We start from the raw sequence: 22,073 nt of genomic DNA on the forward strand, positions 1-22,073 counted from the left end.
AGAGTAGGTCATCGCCAAGCGCCTAATTATCTCATTGAGATGCAACGAAGCCAGCTGAATAAGCTGGATTTTTTGCGTCTGTAATTTGTGAAATCCAGCCTAGTGTCTATTCAATTAGTCAGTTTTCCTCCTATTTTTCTCTCGATAATCCCTTTTTTACCTTCCACGATACGAATAATTTGCACCATTTGGCTTTATATCAATTCTATTAATATCCGCGACAACTGTTCTATCAGATTCAGTTCCGGAGAATAAGGCTGCAGTTTTATCTCAGATTATAAAATCTTCTGCCATCTTTATTTGATGCCCCCGCACAGTCCATCATGATCGCGGTATAGCGGCCAAAGAACGTAGCTGTAGAAGTTAAGGCGAGGTGCAGCTGCATATAATCGCGGTTTGCAAAAGGCGCTGTGATGGCTTTGGATGGCGAGTAAGGGGGGTTATTTAGGATAGTCCTGCTGATGAAGCAAGCGATAAATATTGGCTTTTTTAAATGTGATACCAAACTCAGATTGAGTGAATTTAGGACTGAGTGAACTTAGCAACGTTCTTTCCCATCAACTGATCACCTTATGAAGATAAGTTTTGCTGATGTACGAAGGCGTTAAGACACAATGGACAAACGAGCGTTTCGTATAAGCAATGATGGGAATTGGTATTGTGTGGTTTTCACGTATACACTTTTTTACATTCCCCATCTAGCATCAGCTTTTAGGTTGAAATTTCAATGGAATTGCGTGGCTTATTGAGGTTAGTGTCGCTATTGCTGTGTATGCCATTACTGGTGAATGCGGATCGTTTCCTGGTGTCTAGTACTAAACTTGCGGATCAAGATGTTAGCGTCAAGTCTGCTGTGATAGTCCGTTATTGCGTTGATCCTGATTGGCTGCCCTATGAAGGAATACGAGAAGGTAAGCATCTGGGGATTTCATCGGACTATATTCGTCATGTTGAGTCACATTCTTCCCTTAAGTTTCAGCTAGTGCCGACATCTTCTTGGACCGAAACTTTATCTTTTTTGCAAAGTGGTCAGTGCGATTTAACCCCTATGTTGAATAAAACGCTAATACGCGAGACTTATCTGCACTTCAGTGATGTCTATTTCCGCTCACCAAATGTGCTTGTTTCACTTAAAGAACAGCCTTTTCTGCAAGGATTGGAGAATATCAATACGCGTATTTTAGCCGTGCCCAAAGGTTATCGTTTAGCTGAGTATATTCAGCATTATTATCCTCAGATAGAGATGCTTACTGTTGCCAGTGAACCTGCGGGATTGCAGTCGGTTCTGGATAAACGTGCAGATCTGTTTGTTGGGTCAATGTTTTCGGTTAACGCTTACATTCAACAAATGGGATTTGAACATTTAAAAATTGCGGGTTGGGGCGGGCCGGAAGATGAGTTACGGATGGGGGTCGCTTATGGTCAAGAGTCCTTGTTACCTGTGATAAATAAAGCCTTAAACACTGTGAGTGAGCAAGAGCGGATCACGATTTATCAGAAGTGGAATAATGTGACTGTGATAGATGAGACTAACTATTCGCTTGTGTATCAAATTATCTGCGCTACGTGTCTGTTGCTCCTAATGTTGGGGGCGAGAACTTACTTTATGAGTCAATATAATCGAAGATTAACCGATAAGAATAAACAGTTGGAAACTTTACGCGAACAGCTTGAAGCGTCAAATGCCGAACTCGAATTTTTATCTACCCACGACCCCTTAACTAAATTGTATAACCGACATTACTTTAATCGCTTTTTTATTAATAACGAGCAGCATGATAAATCTGCTGGGGCAGGCATGTGCCTTGTAATGATTGATATCGACTACTTTAAAGAGATTAATGACACGCTAGGGCATAACGTCGGCGATCGCATTCTTGAGCAAGTGTCACAGGTATTACAGCACTGTGTGCGTGATTCTGATGTGGTTGCACGTTGGGGTGGCGAAGAATTTGTTATCCTCTGCCAACAGTCATCATTGCCATTAGTTGAAAGCTTGTGTGTGCGGATTGCGCAGAGGATTAACAATTATCAATTTACTGACAATGTTCACTTAACTTGTAGTTTTGGTGTCGCTAAGCTCGCAGAAAACGAACCTATACAATTGTGTTTTGAGCGGGCAGATCGAGCCCTTTATCGTGCTAAAGCACAAGGGCGTAATCAAATGTGCATCGACACGTAAGGGTTTACTCAAGACTGATTTGTGGTTATTTGGCTAAAAGACTGTGATTGAAGTGAGTCGCGGATGTCATCTCTATTTTGGAGATAGGTATAACATGATTGTTCTAGCATCCATGCTTGCAGGTTAATGTTTGATGTTTGTACTGACGATATGATAGAAATCCCTTGAAAATCGCTTTATCCCATTAAAATGAGGTTTATTTAAGGTTTTTTATTGATTGAGTGAAAAATAAGCTAAAGTGTTTTACTTATCTGTTTTAGTTCGTGTTTATGGCTATTTACCTAAATTATTACGCGACTTTATCGTGAAAAAGTACTCTAGCCATTTGCGCCGAGCAGGGTTCCAATTTACAATATGCGCCTAAAATAATCTGATGTGCGGTGTGTCGGTGTTTGTCGCATACTCCGTCTACTTCTTAAACTACTCATTAAAGTTGAATCATGACCGAATTATCCAAATACAGAAACATTGGTATCTTCGCTCACGTTGACGCGGGTAAAACCACGACCACCGAGCGTATCCTTAAGCTAACCGGTAAAATCCATAAAATCGGTGAAGTTCACGATGGTGAATCTACCACTGACTTCATGGTACAGGAAGCTGAGCGCGGTATTACTATTCAGTCCGCTGCTGTAAGTTGCTTCTGGAAAGATCACCGTTTCAACGTTATCGACACCCCAGGACACGTTGACTTCACCGTTGAAGTTTATCGTTCTCTGAAAGTGCTTGATGGCGGTATCGGTGTATTCTGTGGTTCAGGCGGTGTTGAGCCTCAATCAGAAACTAACTGGCGCTATGCGAACGAATCTGAAGTTGCGCGTATTATCTTCGTAAACAAGTTAGACCGTATGGGTGCTGACTTCTTACGCGTTGTTAAGCAAACTAAAGACGTATTAGCTGCAACTCCACTGGTTATGGTTCTGCCAATCGGTGTTGAAGACGAATTCACTGGTGTTGTTGACCTATTAACTCGTAAAGCATACGTGTGGGATGATTCTGGTATTCCAGAAAACTTTGAAGTATTAGACGTTCCTGCTGATATGGTTGACATGGTTGAAGAATACCGTGAAATGCTGATCGAAACTGCAGTTGAACAAGACGATGCAGTGATGGAAGCGTACATGGAAGGCGAAGAGCCATCTATCGAAGACATCAAGCGTTGTATTCGTACTGGTACTCGCAAACTAGCATTCTTCCCAACATACTGTGGTTCTGCGTTCAAGAACAAAGGTATGCAACTGGTTCTTGATGCTGTTGTTGATTATTTACCAGCACCAGACGAAGTTGATCCACAACCATTGACTGACGAAGAAGGCAACGAAACTGGCGAATTCGCTATCGTTTCTGCTGATGAGCCATTAAAAGCGTTAGCGTTCAAAATCATGGATGACCGTTTCGGTGCCCTGACTTTCGTACGTATCTACTCAGGCCGTCTGAAGAAGGGTGATACCATCCTGAACAGCGCGACTGGCAAAACTGAACGTATCGGCCGTATGTGTGAAATGTACGCTGACGACCGTATTGAAATTGAATCAGCTCAAGCTGGCGACATTATCGCTATCGTGGGTATGAAGAACGTTCAAACTGGTCACACTTTATGTGACGTGAAACACCCAGTTACCTTAGAAGCTATGGTGTTCCCAGAGCCAGTTATCTCTATCGCAGTAGCGCCAAAAGATAAAGGCGGTTCTGAGAAAATGGGTATCGCTATCGGTAAGATGATCGCTGAAGATCCATCATTCCGCGTAGAAACTGACGAAGATTCAGGTGAAACCATCCTTAAAGGTATGGGCGAACTTCACTTAGATATCAAAGTAGACATTCTGAAGCGTACTTATGGTGTTGAATTGATCGTAGGTGAGCCACAAGTTGCTTACCGTGAAACCATTACTCAAATGGTTGAAGATCAATACACTCACAAGAAACAATCAGGTGGTTCTGGTCAATTCGGTAAGATCGAATATATCATCCGCCCAGGTGAGCCAAACACTGGTTTCGTGTTCAAATCTTCAGTTGTTGGTGGTAGCGTTCCGAAGGAATTCTGGCCAGCAGTTGAGAAAGGTTTCGCGAGCATGATGAACACAGGTACTATCGCTGGCTTCCCAGTGTTAGACGTTGAGTTCGAATTAACTGACGGTGCATTCCACGCAGTTGACTCATCAGCAATCGCGTTCGAAATCGCTGCTAAAGGCGCTTTCCGTCAATCTATCGCTAAAGCTAAACCACAACTTCTTGAGCCAATCATGAAAGTTGACGTGTTCAGCCCAGATGACAACGTGGGTGATGTGATCGGTGACTTAAACCGTCGTCGCGGCATGATCAAAGACCAAGTTGCTGGTGTGACAGGTGTTCGCGTTAAAGCTGACGTACCGTTATCAGAAATGTTCGGTTATATCGGTACTTTACGTACAATGACTTCTGGTCGTGGTCAGTTCTCTATGGAGTTCTCACACTACAGCCAATGTCCAGCTAGCGTAGCTGAGAAAGTTGTTGCTCAAGTTAAAGAACGTAAGGCTGCTGAAGCTAAGAAGTAATTCTTAACTTACCTTAGCTAATAAAAACCGCTGTCGGCCCCTAGGCTCGCAGCGGTTTTTTTATGGGAGAGATCCAACTGTAATCACCCGATACGGCTGACGAAGTTTCGTATCTCTTTGTTTAAAGTCCGTATCCCGTTGTTTAAAAAATGTCAGTTCTCGCTTTATTTTCTCAGCGTTCAGTTTTTTGTTTACTCAATTCGAGCAAGGCCTTGGCCGCCGGTGTTAAAGGTAAACTTTGGCGCCAAATAAGCGCCAGATCCCATGTCATTGCGGGCTGCATAGGTTTAAAGACCAGTTTACTGGTGCTTAATCGATTGCAGATAGGCTCAGGTAAAATAGCGACGCCCATATCGGCTTCGACCATGGCGGCAAGGAAATCCCACTGGCCGCTGCGAAAGGCTATATTGAGTTGAACACCTGCTTTGCGACTGATGCGATTAATCAGTTTAGCGAGGGAGAAGTCTTCGTTATAGAGGATAAAAGGATAGGGCTGGAAGTCCTGCCATTTTAAGTGGTCTTTCTCGGCTAGGGGATGTCCCTCGGGCAGGCATGCGAGTAAAGGGTACTTAGTCAGGGGTTGGTTGACGAGTTCTGTCTCATGGGTCGTGGGTAGCGCGGTAAAGGCGATATCGAGACTGTTATTGAGCAATGCTTGTTCGCAGCCGAATCCACCGTACTCATACATGTGTAGTTCAACTCCCGGATAACGCTTACGATAGCTAGTGAGCAAACCAATAATAAGACTACTCATCATAGGACATACACCCAGTCGCAACCGCCCCGATTTGAGACCGCTAAGGTTACTCATGTCCTCTTGCAGTCTATGCCATTGGCCGAGGATTTCCCGTGCACTGTGCTCAAAGAGCTGACCAGCTTGAGTTAACTCAACCTTTTGGTTATTCCGGATCAGCAAGGTTTCACCAAGGCTTTCTTCAAGTCTCTGGATTATTTTGCTTAGTGTCGGCTGGGTGATAAAACATTTCTGCGCGGCGCGGGTAAAGTTTTCAGTTTCCACTAAGGTCAGAAAACACTGTAAGGTCTTGATTGGGATGTTCATGCTCAAATGGAATCCATATTATGGAATTTATTCATTTTACTAATGATAGCCTAAGTATTACTTTGACCTTGTTAACAAAACAGGGGAATACCGATGAAATCAAGTTCAAGTCTGTGGGTAGGTGCTTTGTGGCAGGCGGCTATGCCTGTGGCAAAAGATGTGCAAAACGCTAAAGCGGCGCAAGTAACTAAAACGGCTCCAGCGGGTGATTTGCATAAAGCAAAACAACAAGTAAACCCAGCCTAGGCTGGGTTTTTACTTTTCTGTGTTTTAGATTCTGCTCTTATTTTCATTTCCCTCGATTCTCACTTTGCCTTTTTAACTTCTGCTCAATCCCTTCCTTGGTGAAAGTACTGTTCAGCAACGGACGCTGAACCAGCGATAGACGTTTAGTCTTATGTTTACTTGAATACTCATTACTGGCTCTAAGCTAACTCATTAGAATTGGATGCTTAAATAGCAAAAAAGCCACCCTAATCAATTCGGGTGGCTTGGCTTTGCAGGGGATGGAGATTTACTTGCCGGAGAACTGATTCTCGACGAGTGGTTGCTTGTTTTCGGCCTGAGCGACATGGCATTGAGTACAGAAATAGTTATGCCCGTTCACTGTGCCTTTATCATCAATCACGTGGGACTTAGCTACTGGCGTGGCTTTCATGCGTTTTGCCTTGTCCCAACTATGGCAGCTTAAACAGCCATTTTTATCTAAGGTGATCTTGTAATCGTCCTTATGTGGGATGAGCGGTGGTTGCTCGCTAAAACTGCGCTCAATGGCGGTGCCGCGACTGGGATAAATCGCCATGGCATCGGCTGGGCGAGTGTCTGTGATCGCCATGTTTCCTGCGAGGGATTGAATATTAACTGGTGCTACGTTGGTGTCGGTTTGCTGACCTGAACAGCCGGTAATGGCGACGAGTAACGCAGTTAAGGTGAGTATTTTTCTCATTGGTTATTCTCCGCCTTGAAGACTTTCACTGGGCATTTTTTAAAGTCAGTTTCTTTTGACAGGGGATCGGTCGCATCCAATATCAGTTTGTTGACTAACTGGCGCGCATCGAAGAAAGGCATAAATACTACGCCGCGTGGCGGTTTGTTACGGCCTTTGGTTTCAACTCGGGTTTTCACTTCACCGCGCGGTGAGGCCACTATGACTTCGTCACCACGTTGTACGCCGCGAGCTTTCGCATCTTCTGGATGCATAAAAATCTGCGCGTCGGGGTAGGCACGGTAAAGCTCGGGTACGCGGGCTGTCATCGAGCCGGTGTGCCAATGTTCCAGCACGCGGCCAGTCGACATCCACAAATCGTATTCTTCATTCGGCTCTTCGGCGGCGGGCTCATAGGGTAGGGCGAAAATCACCGCTTTGCCATCTGGCTTGCCATAGAATTTAAAGCCTTCACCCGCTTTGACATAAGGATCGCTCCCCTCAACGAAACGACGCAGAGTTTCTTTGCCATTAACGACTGGCCAGCGTAGGCCGCGGGTTTCGTGGTAACGGTCAAAGTCGGCTAAATCATGGCCATGGCCACGACCGAAAGCTGCATATTCTTCGAAAATGCCTTTTTGCAGGTAGAAACCGAAGTGTTCGCTCTCATCGTTTAATTCGGCTTTGCAATCGGAAGTTGGGAACTTGTCGATCACGCCATTGGCAAATAGCACTTCATATAAGGTTTTATCCGCGTATTCCGGTTGTTTGGCTATCAGTTCGGCTGGCCAAACTTCGGAGACTTTGAATCGTTTCGAAAATTCGACTAGTTGCCACAGATCTGAGGTTGCGCCTTCTGGGGCTTTTACTTGCTGATGCCACATATGAGTACGGCGCTCGGCATTGCCGTAAGCTCCTTCTTTTTCAACCCACATTGCCGTTGGCAAAATTAAATCTGCCGCCATAGCTGTGATGGTTGGGTAGGGATCTGAAACTACGATAAAGTTTTCTGGATTACGGAAACCTGGATAGATTTCATCGTTGATGTTGGGGCCTGCCTGCATATTATTGGTGCACATGGTCCAGTAGCAGTTGAGCTTGCCATCTTTGAGCATACGGCTCTGGAGTACGGCATGGTAGCCAGGTTTGGCGGGAATGGTCCCTTCAGGCACTTGCCATAGCTTTTCGGTAATGGCGCGGTGCTTGTCGTTAGTGACTTCCATATCGGCGGGTAAACGGTGGGCGAAAGTACCGACTTCACGGGCAGTCCCGCAAGCCGAAGGTTGACCTGTTAATGAGAAAGGACTGTTACCCGGTGTGGCAATTTTGCCCGTGAGCAAATGGATGTTGTAAAGCATGTTGTTCGCCCACACGCCGCGAACGTGTTGGTTAATGCCCATGGTCCACAGACTCATGACTTTAACGTTAGGGTCGGCATAGGCTTTGGCTAAAATCTCCAGCTTCTCTGGCTCGACGCCACTCATCTTGGCGGCATATTCCAGCGTATAAGTGCTGACAAACTTGGCATACTCGTCAAAGCTAATGGGCGTGGATTTACCATTGCCTGGATTTTTAGCTTTTTTCTCTAATGGATGATCTGGACGCAGGCCATAGCCGATATCGTCAACGCCTAAGGCAAACTTAGTGTGTTTGCTAACAAAGTCGGTATTAACTGCTTTATTTTCAATAATGTAATTGGCGATAAAGTTGAGGATCACTAAGTCCGACTGTGGGCGGAACACCATAGGGTTATCGGCTAAATCGAAGCTGCGGTTCTCAAAGGTCGACAGCACATGCACTCGGCACGTTGGACTGCTTAAACGTCTATCGGAAATTCGTGCCCACAGAATTGGGTGCATCTCCGCCATGTTTGCGCCCCAGAGCACAAACTGATCGGCGGCTTCTAAATCGTCATAACAACCCATGGGCTCATCGATACCGAAGGTGCGCATAAAGCCGCCTACGGCTGAGGCCATGCAGTGGCGCGCATTAGGATCTATATTGTTGGTAAGGAAGCCTGCTTTATGAAGTTTAGAGGCGGCATAACCTTCCCAAATAGTCCATTGACCAGAGCCAAACATACCTACCGACGTTGGGCCTTTGGTGGCGAGACTGTGTTTCCATTTCGCGGCCATAGTATCGAAGGCCACATCCCAGCTGACTGGGGTGAACTCACCTTCTTTATGGTATTTGCCGTCTTTCATCCGCAGCAATGGCGTGGTTAATCTGTCCTTGCCGTACATGATTTTTGATAGGAAATAACCTTTAATACAGTTAAGGCCACGGTTGACTGGACTTTCAGGATCGCCCTTAGTGGCGACCACTTTGCCCGCTTGGGTGCCCACTAATACGCTACACCCCACACCGCAGAAACGGCAGGGAGCTTTATCCCACTTGATACTGTCAGCTTGTTCGGCGGCTTCGACCATCTTAATGGGAAGTGTGACGCCAACGGCCGTCGCAGCGGCAACCGCTGCGTTGGCCTTGAGAAACTCGCGGCGGCTTATGCTCATAATATTTCCTCACTCTCTTGTACTAAGGGTTCTACTTGGTGGTAAATCAAGCTGGCAGATAACACGCCGGACAGGGCATTGATGGCTTCAATATTGTCAAGAATCGCTCTTTGGCTACTCCCTTCTAGGGTAACGACCAATTTTCCTTCGGGTGTAATTGCATGAATATCAGTACCCACTAATGCGCGGATATTGGCTTCAACCTGCTGTAAGGTTTTAGGCGTGGCATGCACCACAAGGCTGGTGACGTGGTATTCCTGACTCATATTGGATGACCTGTAGTAGCGTAAACTCGGTTACTTAAGATTAAAAAGGAGGGTAACCGAGTGCTGATACTGGCGAGTCTAGACCTGATAAAAAATGTGGGTATACCTCACAAGAGGTATTGAAAGCGATAGTCGATCCGGATCAAAGTTTTGCGAGTGATCTAACTCCCAGTTTGATATTTAAGCGCTTAGCACTGTCCTCACTAGGACATAGTGAGGAGTACATTTATGGAGAATACTATTGTGTATATCTGGAACCCGTGAACATTAACGGAAGCACAAGTGTGTAGATAGGAATCCTATACTTTTTTACCAATTACAGGTGTTTATAAAATTTCTGAGTAAGAGCAATAGCTGACGTGCATGCTTGCAAAATCCTGCGATAGAACATATTTAGGAATAATTAGTTATATTCACATTGTTTAGTATATATAAGACGTTAATAGCCCGTTAGCTCCATATAACCCGTACCTGTATGGCTGCCAGAGAGATGCACTGGGCCTTCCCAGTAGGGCGTTGATAATGGCATAGCGCTATTGGGATTGAGCGGGGTGATAGTGAGATCGATATTTTCGCTGGGGATTTTGACTTGCCAGCTAACGGGATAGTCGCCATTGACTGTGTGTTGCCATTTAAGAGGCGTCATCTGAATGTCATTGGGATTGTCAGTGGAATTAATGTTGCGCCCAGTGCCATCGGCAAACATTCTTCTGGCGCTATAAAATGCTGAGATAGGCGTATTCTTTGTGTTCTCTGCTGGCGACTGATCCCGTAACTGAAACAACATCAGCGTCGAGCCATCATTTAACCTGAGCGCGAACCAATCCCATCCCTGTTGCGTTTTAGTGAGAAATTGCGAGCTCCATTCCCTGTCGAGCCAACCTTGGCCTGTGACTTGCTCCACTTTGCCATTGCGGTTGATTTCACCTGAAATTTCAATAAAGGGTTGGCTGTAATAGTAAGAGGCTACTTGGCCATCGCGACTTTTAAGGCTATAGCCGTTAGCGCCTTGGTATTGTAATGGTGCTTGGCTGTTAAGCTGAAGTCGATAGCTAAAATCAGGATTCTCCACCGTTAAGGTCGCGGGGAAGAGTGCATTGGTTTCGCTCTGCCAGTGCCAGTTATCGAGGCGGATTTGATAAGGATCTAATTTCACCTCGGCAAACTCGCTATGGCGGCGTGACCACTTTTCGTGGGCCAAGTGAGCATTACTCGAGGTTAATGCACTGTGGGCTAAATAAAGCTGCTGAGTCTCCCACGTGGATTCACTTTTGGGTGTTGCATCAGTTGCTTGCGGAGCTGCTGTTTGTGGATCTGTTGCTTGCAGAGTTGTTTCTTGCGGAGCAGGGGGGTTAAGGGCGACCCTAAACTGCGTCCACTGAGCGCCGAGTTGCTCACCTTTTTCTGTGGTCAAATTCGCGGTTAGATACCACCATTCCTGGCGAAAGCCATTGTGCGCCAAGTGATCCCGCGGAAATTCAAATCTATAGCCGGGAACAACAGGCGTAAAAGCTAAATCATCTTGATTAGTAGAGGTTTTCCCCACCACATTGGCCATGGATTTGGACTGAGTGTTTTGCGTCGATGGCGTTTTATCGCAGCCGCCGATCAGCATTAACCCAACTACTGCCCATACAATACTGTTTAGATTGAGTGTTTTCATCACAGTGTCTCCTGTTGCAGACTGGCGACCAGTGGTTTGCGGGTTTGCCAATACAGCGGTAAAAGTACGGCTAAGGTGCAGGTGGTTAAGGCAATCAGTATTGCATGGCCGTAAGCTTGCCAATCCCAAATCATTTTTATCGTCCAGCCAAAGGCTTGCAAGGTGATCTTATTAATAAGCAGGTAACCTAGCAGCGCGCCCGTTGGCATAGCGAGCAGGCAAGTGATCAGCACCACAATCAGCATTTGCATAAACACCATACCGCGCAGAGCATTACGACTGACGCCGAGGGAATACAGCCGTGCCAGTGGCGCTTGCCTTGCCTGAGTCAACATTAAGCAGGCACTAAAGAGGCCGATCGCAGCGACAATCAAGGTTAAACTATTCAGCACTAAGGTAATGGAAAAAGTGCGTTTAAACATAGCGATAGCTTGGGTTTTAATCTTAGTTTGGCTGTAGATTTGCGCTTGGGATAAACCTAACTCAGTCGCCAGTTGGACTTGTAGTTGATCCAGTTCTGCTTCGCTTATCCTACTGCCTTGCTCTTTACCGTGAAAACTCGCCGCTAAACTCACCGGCAGTACAGGTAACTGGGCCCGGTGCCAAAGTGGCTGGCTGATAATGACCTCGTTTCGGGTATTGCCGTGGTCATAATAAATGCCGCCAATAATGGCTTTGCTGTTACCTGTTTTCTCGAGCACATCCAATGACACAGTATCACCAAGCTGTAATTGGTATTTGATGGCAAGAGGTTCGCTCACCAATACAACGGGTGCATTAAAGTAGGATTGCCACAATGTGGGCAGGCTTTCCTTAAGCGCACTGGTGTGCCGAGTCGAAAATTCATCGCGGCTGAGTAGGCTAATTGGAATCGTCAACTCGCTCGAATTATCCGTCGATGCTGGGAGTGAAAGCTGGGCTTCAATCTGCCACTGCTGATAAAGACCGCTGACTCTAGGATCGTGTATCAATTGGGTTTGAATCGTGTCGATACGCTGGCTCGGTGGGCGGATATAGAGATCAGCATGCAAGCGAGTTTCTAGCCAAGTTCGCAGGGTTTGTTCGAAGCTTCCAACGAGGGTGTTCATCGACACATTGGCACTGAGTGCCAGTAAGATAGCCATCATAGCAAGGGAAAGCGGTGCAATAAGCTCACGGGTTTCGGCGAGCAGATATTGCCATAATCCAGGACGTGCCAAGGGCATTAACGCACTGACGCCCCAATGCAATAATTGCGGTAACAATAAGGGAATAGCGATAGCGACGATACCGAGCAACACTAAGCTGATGTTATAGCTTTGGCTGAAGGGAAACAGCAGAGCCGCTAAGGTCAATAAGCCACAGGCTAAGGCAAATTGAATGCTATGGTTTTTGCGGTGTGCCTGCATTTGCTGATAGCGATTCGCCCCTTGTGCCAATGCTTGGCGCGTAAGATCTAAATACAAGGGCAAGCAAGCGGCGAGCGCGGCAATTAAGGTGAGGATAATTGCCTCAAAAAGCCAAGTCCATTGCCAAATACCGGGGAGCAAGTGGGCGCCATACATTTGCTCTAAGGTCATGGCGACCATAGGTTGCAGCCAGTGGCTGAGTTGCAAACCACTGATAAAGCCCAGACTTGAGCCTATGACAACTAACAAAATTAATTCGAACATCAGTGCCGTCATCAAGGCGCGGCGCTCAATTCCCTGTTGTAATAACTGTACTAACAATTTTTGCCGTTTCATTAGGCTGTAGCGCACACCGTTGTAGGCGATAAAGAGGCCGACAACAAAGGCTAACATGCTCATAGCATTAAGATTAAGGTGAAAACTGCGGGTCAATGCTATCAGTGCTTGGCCTTGATCCTGTTGGCTAAAGCTGGCCTTTTGGGGCGTAATCCCTAAAGCGTCGAGTTGGGATTTTAGTTTAGGTAGGTTTTCTCGCTCACTGAACATGGCGATATAGCTCAGTCGGCCTTGCATGTTTAGTAATCGCTGGGCGAGGGACATATCGGCCAATATGGCGCTGCCAAGACCAAAACTGTCATCAATTGCAATGACATCTAAGGTGCTATTTTCTAAAACAAGTTTACCGTTGGGCGCCACTTTGGCAGCTAGGCTGCGGCTCATGATTACTGTGGCTGCGCCGTTGAGGAGATCGGCAAGCGGTAAGTCATTCATCTGTGGCGAGGTGGCTAATTGTGTGCCAGTCGAGGTGTTACGTTTCGATTTTTGTAGTGTCAATGCGGCGACTAAATCGCTGCCTTCCAGTTGCCAGAACTGACCGTTTTTACCGGAGATTTTACCACTTACGATAGCGAGACTCTGACTTAATCCGGCTCGTCTCAAGGCGAAATAGACGGATTCATCTAAAGTGTTTTGTCCAAGGGGCGGCGTGAGTAGCACATCGGCGCGTTGACTCAGTAACTCAGTCGCCTCGCTATAGCTGCGCACGGCATTGTCGTTGGTTGCCTTGACTCCAATGAGCAGAGTCACAGCTAAGGCGATACCGAGCAGAATGGCACCTGCTTGTATGGGCGCATGGCGATAATGGGCGATAAAAACCTTTAGGCTGAGCCACGTCAGCCTAAGCCCCGAGGGAGTCGCCTTAGTGAGCAGTTTATTGTTCATAGATAGCGACTGCACCTTGGGATAAGTGCCAACGTTTTTGCATAAAGGCGGCGCACTCTTCGCTGTGGGTGACCATTAAGATACTGGTTTGGCTTTCCCGTGCCAGTTCACACAGTAATGCCATGACTTGCTTACCCGATACATCATCTAAGTTACCCGTGGGTTCGTCGGCTAACAATAAGGTTGGCTTATGGGCTAAGGCGCGGGCGATGGCGACGCGCTGTTGTTGACCGCCTGACAGGGCTTCAACTTGCCGATGAAGTAATGGCATCAGCCCAAGTTTTTCAACCAGATAGTCACACCAAGGCGACCATGGCTGCGCGGTTAAACTTAAGGAGAAGGCGATATTGTCTTTCACGTTGAGTGGCGTGAGTAAGTTAAATTGCTGAAACACGACACCTAAGGAATTACGTCTGAAACGGCTCCACTCTTTATCTTGCCAAGTTGAGGTGGATGCTTGTTCTAGCAAGATTTCACCCGAGTCTGGCATTTCAAAACCGGCGATCAGGTTGAGTAAGGTGCTTTTGCCGCTGCCGCTGGGACCTGTAAGCGCCACGGTTTCACCTCTGTGGATCTGTAGATTAACCGCTTGCAGTACTTGATGATATTGCTCACCATCACGAAAGCCTTTGGTGACTTGGTTAAGCTTAGCGACGTCGGCCATTGAGCAACTCCTTTATATCCATTGGCGGCGGGTGTGGTAAGCAGTGTTTCAAACTGCGGCGGCAACTTACTTAGTGGCCGCAATTTAGCATTGCCATTCTATGTTCAAGATAAAGCATTTTCTATTCAGATAGATACTGATTTTTCTTGTAATAGGATCATCCACTGAGTAACAAAACATAAATCGTCATTTGGTGTAAAAATAGTCAACTGGATTAAATCCTCCGCGAACTGTGAGCAAACGGCTTGAGCTGACGCCGCATTTGTTGCATTCTGTGCGTCCTGTTAGCTTGGGAGTAAATCTCAATCTAGCAATCCGTTCGGATGAAGGTAGCAGGAGAGTGGGGAATAGACCCCACACCGACGAGGCAACTTTGGTTTTACAGAAGCGAGTCTTCTTATAAAAACAAAGCACTCTTTCAGGTGCCGATAGGCGTGGACTGTTACTGGACGAGCCTCTGGAGAGACTACCAGTTGCACTCATTGTGCAATCAGGTGGCGCCGAAGGCGAAAGTGTCGTGGTGTTATTGTATACCCTGCGACGCGAAACGCTCAGGCAAAAGGACAGAGGAGAGGATGACTGCACAGTCCCTGTCGTTTGTCGTCGTGGGCTATTTTTACTCTTTTGCTTGAGATGGAGCACTTTTGCTCTTATTGAAAGCACTCGTGTAGAGCTCTCGCTTGCTACGCTTTTAGCGTTCAGCTTAGGCGATTCTCGGCCGAGATTAGGTCAAAATAGCTCGCTATAGCGTCCGACTGCGGCGCGTCACAGCCATTTCTTTTCCTCCTCCGTTTATTAATTTTGTTGTTTAATATTCGAGGAATATCATGAGTTTTCAAGCTTTACTTGCCAGTATTAATGGCATCGTCTGGGGCCCAATTACTCTTTGTTTGCTGGTGGGTACAGGGGTTTACCTCACTGTGCGTCTCAAGCTTATCCAAGTATTTCGTCTGCCGATGGCGATGGGATTGTTGTTTAAACCCGCCAAAGGTCATGGGGATTTATCTTCCTTTGCCGCGCTTTGTACTGCGCTGTCCGCCACTATCGGTACCGGTAATATTGTTGGCGTGGCGACGGCAATAAAAATGGGTGGCCCTGGGGCGTTATTTTGGATGTGGCTGGCGGCATTTTTCGGCATGGCGACTAAATATGCTGAATGTATGTTGGCGGTAAAGTACCGTACCACCGATGCTCGTGGGCAGATTGCGGGTGGCCCTATGTATTATATCGAGCGCGGCCTTGGTCTGCCTTGGATGGCGAAATTGTTCGCTCTTTTTGGGGTTGGTGTGGCCTTTTTCGGTATCGGTACTTTTGCACAGGTTAACGCCATCAGCGATGCACTGACGATTGCCTTTGAAGTGCCGACTTGGTTGACCGCGACCGTGTTGACTGTGTTAGTTGCCGCAGTCACTTTGGGTGGCGTAAAGCGCATTTCAAATGTGGCGCAAAAACTTGTGCCTGCGATGTCGATTGGTTATGTGCTGGCCTGCGTGTGGATCTTAGTCGGTTTCTCCGAGCAGATTTTACCCGCCTTAGCTTTAGTGATTGAATCTGCCTTTACGCCACTCTCAGCTGCGGGGGGCTTTTTAGGGGCGACAGTCGCGCAGGCGATTCAAATCGGTATTGCCCGCGGTGTGTTCTCGAACGAATCTGGATTAGGTAGTGCACCCATTGCCGCCGCTGCCGCTAAGACCAATGAACCCGTTGAGCAAGGTCTCGTCAGTATGACGGGTACTTTCTTCGATACTATTATCATTTGCACTATGACGGGGTTAGTGCTGATCATCACTGGGGTATGGAGTGGTGAGACGGCAGGTGCTGCGATGACGAGTGCAGCTTTTGCTCTGGGAGGCTCAGCGCTTGTGGGTCAGTATTTGGTGACGATTGCGCTCGTGTGTTTTGCGTTTACAACGATTTTGGGCTGGCATTATTATGGTGAACGCTGTTGGTATTACTTAGTCGGTGAGCGCGGGTTACGCATGTATCAAGTGTTGTTTTTGGTGCTGATTGCGGGTGGTGCTTTTATCAAACTGGATGTGATTTGGTTGTTGGCCGATACGGTTAATGGTTTGATGGCTATCCCTAACTTGATTGCCATTGTGGGCTTGAGGCATATCATTATCGCCGAAACCCAAAGCTATTTTGCTCGTATCTTACCTAATCAAACCTTAGAGACGGCTTATTAGTGTTTTTAAAACAATAAATTACTTCACATTATTTTAACTTTGACATTGTCGCCACTAAATTCTTCGTTTACTTTATAAGTGCTATTTTTAAATGCAGTGCTTATAAAATCGAGGGCTTTAGGGCGACGCCATGGAAAAAAGTAAACTTCGTACTTTTCGCAGCAGGATATTATCCCACATAGCCTTGCCTCTCATTTTAATTATGGCGAGTGTCTATGGTGTAAACGCTTGGTTTAGTTATATCTCCACAGAGAATCGGCTTTACCATAGCCTGACACAAGAGGCGAGTCATTCGGCTTCTCGTCTGCAGTTTCTGCTCGAACATGCGCAGGCCAACACCCAAGGCCTTGCTGATTTTATTGGTTTTTTGTCAAGTAAAGAAGACATGAATGACACTGAGAGTGTTAAAAGTGTCTTGATGAATCGAGTCAAACGTCATCCTGATTTTTTTGGCTCCGCAGTCGCGTTTAAACCTAATACCTTCCCCAATCGAAAGCTCTTTTCCCCCTATGTTTACCGCGATACAAGTGGTGGTAACGATTTACACTACCTCGATATTGGCGCCGAAGGCTACGACTATACCGATGGTACTTGGGATTGGTGGAGCAAGGCTATCAATCAAGCGAACGGTTATTGGTCAAAGGCATACTTTGATGAGGGGGCGGGGAATATTCTGATGTTGACCTATTCGGCTCCTTTTGGTGCGGTAGATAATTATTTTGGGGTTGCGACGGTTGATTTAGCCTTAGATGGATTGCCAAAACAATTGGGGATTGCACCAAATCGTCTGGTGGTTTTAGACGACCAAGGGCGGCTTATTTATCATATAGATAAAGAAAAAGTGCTGGCAACGACTTCAGCCCTGTGGCTCGATAAGAATAAAGATAAAAATGCCGATTTTTGGACGCTACAGGATAAAAGGCTTGATGGTCAAGCAAGGTTTGTTGATAACCAAGATGTTGTTTATCTTGCGAGTATTGCGACTGTCCCTCAATTAAAGTGGCGTGTGATTGTATTCGCGCCAGAACAAGATTTATTCAACTCCCTACTTGATGATCTAGCATCTATTATCCTCAATTTAAGTTTATTAACCCTCTTATTATTGCTGACTTGTTATCTGGCGGCGAAACGATTAACTCGGCCGTTAGAGCTACTCGAGTCGGGTATCTTGTCCTTTGGACAGGGTAAAGCTCAGCAGCTCATTGTACCTAAAGGTGCCGTGAGTGAAATAGTGACGCTGAGTACTACCTTCAATCAAATGGCGGAATTACTCGCAGAACGTGAACAAGCCATTCTTGATTCCCGTGGCAACCGCTTTGCGCGCCTAATTGATGGTATGAGCGATAAATCTTTCTACTGTTCCCTCGAACCCAATGGTCAACTCGCCCAGGTTAGTGAGGGGGTAACTAAGGTGTTGGGGATTACCCCTGATTTGCTCAAGCGCAAATATCAAAGGCTCTTCTCGGCTAATCCCCTCAATGAGAAGAACTGGGAATATACCGATTTAGCCTTAAAGGGCCAAAATGTGCCTTCGCACCAAGTGGAAATGCTGGATGAAAAAGGGCATTTAAGAAGACTCGATGTGTTTATGCAGCCGTTATTATCAGATACGGGTGAGTTAATGTCTGTGGAGATGTTATTTACCGATGTTACTGAGCAGTTTTCAGCGGCAGTCTGGTCAAATGCCGTACTAGAAGCCGCTCCAGAGGCCATGCTCATTGTCGACGAACTTGGGAAAATCGTCTTTACTAACAGTCGCTGTCAGCAGCTCTTTGGATACGAAACGGGCGCTATGCTGGGTTTGCAGGTTGAGGCGTTATTGCCGCAAGAGTTAGGAAACGGGCATGTACTTGAGCGGCAAACATTCCTGCGCGAAGGCCGCGATAGAGGCATGGCAAATGCCCGTCATGTACGGGCGTTAAAAGCCGATGGTAATGAATTTATTGCGGAAATAGCGCTGAGTATTCTTCCCCCTGCCTTTGATGGACGAAGGCAAGTGGCGGCTTCAATACGCGATATGACACAAAAACTGGCCGTTGAGCAGAAGATCCGTGATAGCGAACAGCGTTTTCGTGGCTTAGTGACTAATATTCCCGGCGCCGTTTATCGGACTCGCATCGGGGATGTATGGTTCATGGAATATATCAGTGACAATATTGCTGAGATTACGGGTTATGCAGCGAGTCAGTTTATTGAAAATCGCCAACGTACCTTTGCTTCGCTGATTTTAGAGGAGGACAGGCCTACATGTCATTTGCATATTGATAGAGCGCTCGCGCAGCAAGAAACCTTTGAAGTGGAATATCGTATTCGCCATCGCGATGGCAGTATTCGCTGGGTACATGAGAAAGGTAAGGCAAGTTATACCGAAGAGGGCGTTCCACTTTGGTTCGACGGCAGTATTGATGACATCACAGAGAGTAAACTTGCTATAGGGCAGTTGGAGGCTTCGCGCCTGCAATTGACCAATATTACAGAGTCTATTCCTTGTACCGTGTACCAATTGTTGTGGCACTCGCCTACTGATCGCAGATTTACCTTTCTCTCTGGTGCGGCAATGAAAATGCTGGGGCTGCATCGCGATGATCTAATGAGTAATTTTGACATCATAGCTGAGCGGATTTTTGATGAAGAAAGGCCCGATGTCGTGCGGGCATTGTCGGGTCAGAGTGAAGACAGACTGCAATGGATACGCGAGTTTCGTTATCGCCATCCCAATGGCAGCATACGTTGGATGGAGGCGGGTGCGAGCGGCCATGTAGAAGAGGATGGCGCCATTACTTGGAATGGGTATGTAATGGACATTACCCAACGCAAGAGCATAGAACAAGAGTTAGCCCTCAGTGAAGCGCACTTTAAGGCACTGTTCGATGGTGCGACCATTGGTATCGTCAATGTGGATGTTAAAGGCGTTATCTTAGATTGTAATGACCAATTCTGTGCCGATATGGCGCGGTCACGGGAGAGTTTACGCAATACCGCAATTTTTGAGGTCCTTAGCGCGCAAGATAAGCATATTGCCAAGGCGCAATTTAAGGAATTGGTCGGTGGCAAAATTGACCATTATCGTGGCGAGAGGAGTTTTATTCGTCCTTCCGGTGCGCCTTTATGGATGACGGTCAATGTGTCGGCATTGTTAGATGCCCAAGGACAATTTGAATCGGCTGTGATCAGCATGGTCGATATGACAGAGCTTAAATTGCTCTCCGATGAACTGTTACTTGCCAAAGAGCAAGCCGATGCCGCCAGTAAAGCAAAGGGTGACTTCTTGGCGAATATGTCCCACGAAATACGCACCCCAATGAATGCCATTATTGGCATGTCCCAGCTGTGCTTACAGACCGAATTAGATAAAAAACAGAAAAACTATGTGGAGAAGATTGAGAGGGCATCGCAGTCTTTACTGTCTATTATCAATGACATTCTGGATTTCTCTAAGATTGAAGCGGGTAAGCTCGACATCGAATCTGTGCCATTTCAGCTCGATACTATGCTGGAAGATCTCAGCGATATGTTCTCTGAGAAAGCCGCACATAAGCAGATTGAATTGTTATTTGCAGTCGCCCCTAACGTGCCGCGTTATTTATATGGTGATTCGCTACGCTTAGGTCAAGTGTTGATTAACTTGATGAATAACGCCATTAAATTCACCGAGCGGGGTGAAGTATTACTGTCGTTAAATCTTGTTGAACAGCAAGATGATGATGTCGTGCTGCGTTTTAGTGTGCGTGATAGCGGCATAGGCTTAACTGAGCAGCAGCAAGCAAAATTATTTAAATCCTTTACCCAAGCGGATACTTCAACCACCCGTAAATACGGTGGTACAGGCTTAGGCTTGGCTATTTGCAAGCAACTCGTTGAACTCATGGGGGGCAATATTGGTGTCGAAAGTCAATTTGGTCATGGCAGCACCTTCTATTTCACTGTGAAGTTACAAATTTCCGAGGGCCAAAAATTAGTGCTTGAGCAAGAGCTTGAGGGCATGTCTGTGCTGGTGGTAGATGATAACGCGACCGCTAGGGACATAATGCGTACAACGCTCGAAAGTATGGGCTTTAGAGTCGATACGGTTCGTTCAGGTGAAGAAGCAATAAGCCGCTGTTTACTGCAGACCTATGAAGTGGCATTAATCGATTGGAAAATGCCCAGTATGGACGGGTTAGAAACCGCCCGTCAGATCCAACTACAGGCTAAGTCTCAGCCTAAGATCTTGATGGTATCCGCCCATGCGAATCATGAATTTATCACTCAAATTGAGCAATTAGCACTGGCGGGGTACATCAGTAAACCCATCAGCGCCTCACGCATGCTCGATGGCATAATGAATGCGATTGGCCGTGAAGGCATATTGCCAGTCAGACGCCGTACCGAAGACCTGGCGCCGCAGTTATTATTACCACTTCAAGGGAAGCGTATCTTATTAGTGGAAGATAACGAGATGAATCTCGAAGTCGCCAGCGAGTTTTTAGAGCAAGTGGGGATTATTTTATCCATAGCGACCAATGGACAAATTGCCTTAGATAAGCTATCCCAACAGCATTTCGATCTAGTGTTAATGGACTGCCAAATGCCGGTGATGGATGGTTATCAAGCCACTAAAGCGATAAGGAAAAGGCCTGAGTTGGCAAATTTACCTGTCGTCGCTATGACTGCGAATGCGATGGCTGGTGATAGAGATATGTGTCTTCGTGCTGGGATGAATGACCATATTGCCAAGCCCATAGAAGTGAATGTGCTCTATCAAACCCTATTGAAATACCTCGGATCTTCTTCTGGAATTTCTGCTGCGATAAGGGCGGAAGCCTCAACTCGGTTAACTTCGTCCAGTACACAGGGTGAAGTCAGCAATGGCGCTGATCAAACGGTATTGCTCAAATGGCCAGAACACCCTGAGCTGGATATCGATAGAGGTTTGCAACTGGTGCAGCATTCGACGCGTCTTTATCAACGAATCTTTGATCGTTTTGTGAGCAGTCAACGTAATGTGGTGGAGCAGGTTCGCAAAGCGATTGCGGCGAATCAAGTCGAAGATGCGGTGCGTATCGCCCACACCCTTAAAGGCTTAGCGGGTAATTTAAGTTCGGCAAAGTTGGTGGAATTAGCGCGTTTGCTTGAGTTGCATTTAACAGAGAAAGTGCCCTATGAAGATGAATTGGTTCAAATTCAACCGCTAGTGGCCTCTATCTGCGATGCGATTGAACACGCCAAACCAGCAGCGGTGAATCAAGCCGAACTTCAAGCCGTTGATTTATTATCTGCTGAAGATTTAAGGGCGGCATTACAGGCCTTGCGGCAGAACTTAGATGATGCCGATGCCAGCGCAGTGGCAAAAATTGATGCGTTAAAGCCGAAGGTGAGTAGTGCAATGTGGCAAACATTAAGCCCCGCTTTATCTATGATTAATCAGTATCAGTTTGATGAGGCAATCGACTTAATTGACGATGTGATTACACAGTTAGGATAGAAAGCGG

The 22,073-nt window shown here is 46.5% G+C and carries 12 protein-coding genes and 1 riboswitch; of the genes, 5 read left to right on the plus strand and 7 right to left on the minus strand.

Translation table 11 applies throughout. The features are described from left to right. Window positions 1–727: 727 nt before the first annotated feature. Together KO533_RS19685 and fusA are read left to right on the plus strand one after the other, a co-directional pair. Entirely contained in the window at window positions 728–2,182 is a 1,455-nt protein-coding gene (locus tag KO533_RS19685) for a diguanylate cyclase (RefSeq protein ID WP_173246758.1), read from the plus strand. 440 nt (window positions 2,183–2,622) lie between these two features. After that, window positions 2,623–4,716, plus strand: a complete 2,094-nt coding sequence (fusA, locus tag KO533_RS19690) for an elongation factor G (RefSeq protein WP_105251504.1) — start codon at window positions 2,623–2,625, stop codon at window positions 4,714–4,716. Between the two features lie 172 nt (window positions 4,717–4,888). Here the strand turns inward: fusA and KO533_RS19695 are convergent, their stop codons facing one another. After that, entirely contained in the window at window positions 4,889–5,776 is an 888-nt protein-coding gene (locus KO533_RS19695; RefSeq protein WP_219255782.1) for a LysR family transcriptional regulator, read from the minus strand. 93 nt (window positions 5,777–5,869) lie between these two features. On the opposite strand from KO533_RS19695, the gene KO533_RS19700 reads away from it, so the two are divergent. After that, window positions 5,870–6,022, plus strand: a complete 153-nt coding sequence (locus KO533_RS19700) for a hypothetical protein (protein ID WP_081729124.1) — start codon at window positions 5,870–5,872, stop codon at window positions 6,020–6,022. 268 nt (window positions 6,023–6,290) lie between these two features. Here KO533_RS19700 and napB read toward each other — a convergent pair whose 3' ends face one another. The 6 genes from napB to KO533_RS19730 all read right to left on the minus strand — a co-directional run bounded on the left by napB (window position 6,291) and on the right by KO533_RS19730 (window position 14,416). Beyond that, complete coding sequence (gene napB, locus KO533_RS19705) at window positions 6,291–6,722, minus strand: nitrate reductase cytochrome c-type subunit NapB (protein WP_219255784.1); 432 nt, start codon at window positions 6,720–6,722, stop codon at window positions 6,291–6,293. Further along, on the minus strand, window positions 6,719–9,214 hold the full coding sequence (gene napA / locus KO533_RS19710) for a nitrate reductase catalytic subunit NapA (protein ID WP_219255786.1): 2,496 nt from the start codon (window positions 9,212–9,214) through the stop codon (window positions 6,719–6,721). The genes napB and napA overlap by 4 nt, the downstream gene beginning before the upstream one ends. Continuing rightward, window positions 9,211–9,480, minus strand: a complete 270-nt coding sequence (locus tag KO533_RS19715; RefSeq protein WP_071940060.1) for a chaperone NapD — start codon at window positions 9,478–9,480, stop codon at window positions 9,211–9,213. Before KO533_RS19715 ends, napA begins: the two co-directional genes overlap by 4 nt. A 439-nt stretch (window positions 9,481–9,919) precedes the next feature. Then, window positions 9,920–11,143, minus strand: a complete 1,224-nt coding sequence (locus tag KO533_RS19720; protein ID WP_219255788.1) for a lipocalin-like domain-containing protein — start codon at window positions 11,141–11,143, stop codon at window positions 9,920–9,922. After that, a complete protein-coding gene (locus KO533_RS19725; RefSeq protein ID WP_219255790.1) occupies window positions 11,143–13,752 on the minus strand; it encodes an FtsX-like permease family protein in 2,610 nt (869 codons plus the stop codon). Before KO533_RS19725 ends, KO533_RS19720 begins: the two co-directional genes overlap by 1 nt. Continuing rightward, entirely contained in the window at window positions 13,742–14,416 is a 675-nt protein-coding gene (locus tag KO533_RS19730) for an ABC transporter ATP-binding protein (protein WP_105251511.1), read from the minus strand. Before KO533_RS19730 ends, KO533_RS19725 begins: the two co-directional genes overlap by 11 nt. Window positions 14,417–14,863: 447 nt before the next feature. After that, a riboswitch (glycine riboswitch) is annotated at window positions 14,864–14,993 on the plus strand. A gap of 250 nt (window positions 14,994–15,243) precedes the next feature. Here KO533_RS19730 and KO533_RS19735 point away from each other — a divergent pair. Both KO533_RS19735 and KO533_RS19740 read left to right on the plus strand, forming a co-directional pair. Continuing rightward, complete coding sequence (locus KO533_RS19735; protein WP_219255792.1) at window positions 15,244–16,602, plus strand: sodium:alanine symporter family protein; 1,359 nt, start codon at window positions 15,244–15,246, stop codon at window positions 16,600–16,602. A gap of 130 nt (window positions 16,603–16,732) precedes the next feature. After that, window positions 16,733–22,066, plus strand: coding sequence for a PAS domain S-box protein (locus KO533_RS19740; RefSeq protein WP_219255794.1), 5,334 nt, complete (start codon window positions 16,733–16,735; stop codon window positions 22,064–22,066). The last annotated feature ends 7 nt before the right edge of the window (window positions 22,067–22,073 follow it).

Source organism: Shewanella sp. NKUCC05_KAH, assembly GCF_019345585.1.
GTDB classification, from domain to species: Bacteria; Pseudomonadota; Gammaproteobacteria; order Enterobacterales; family Shewanellaceae; genus Shewanella; species Shewanella oncorhynchi.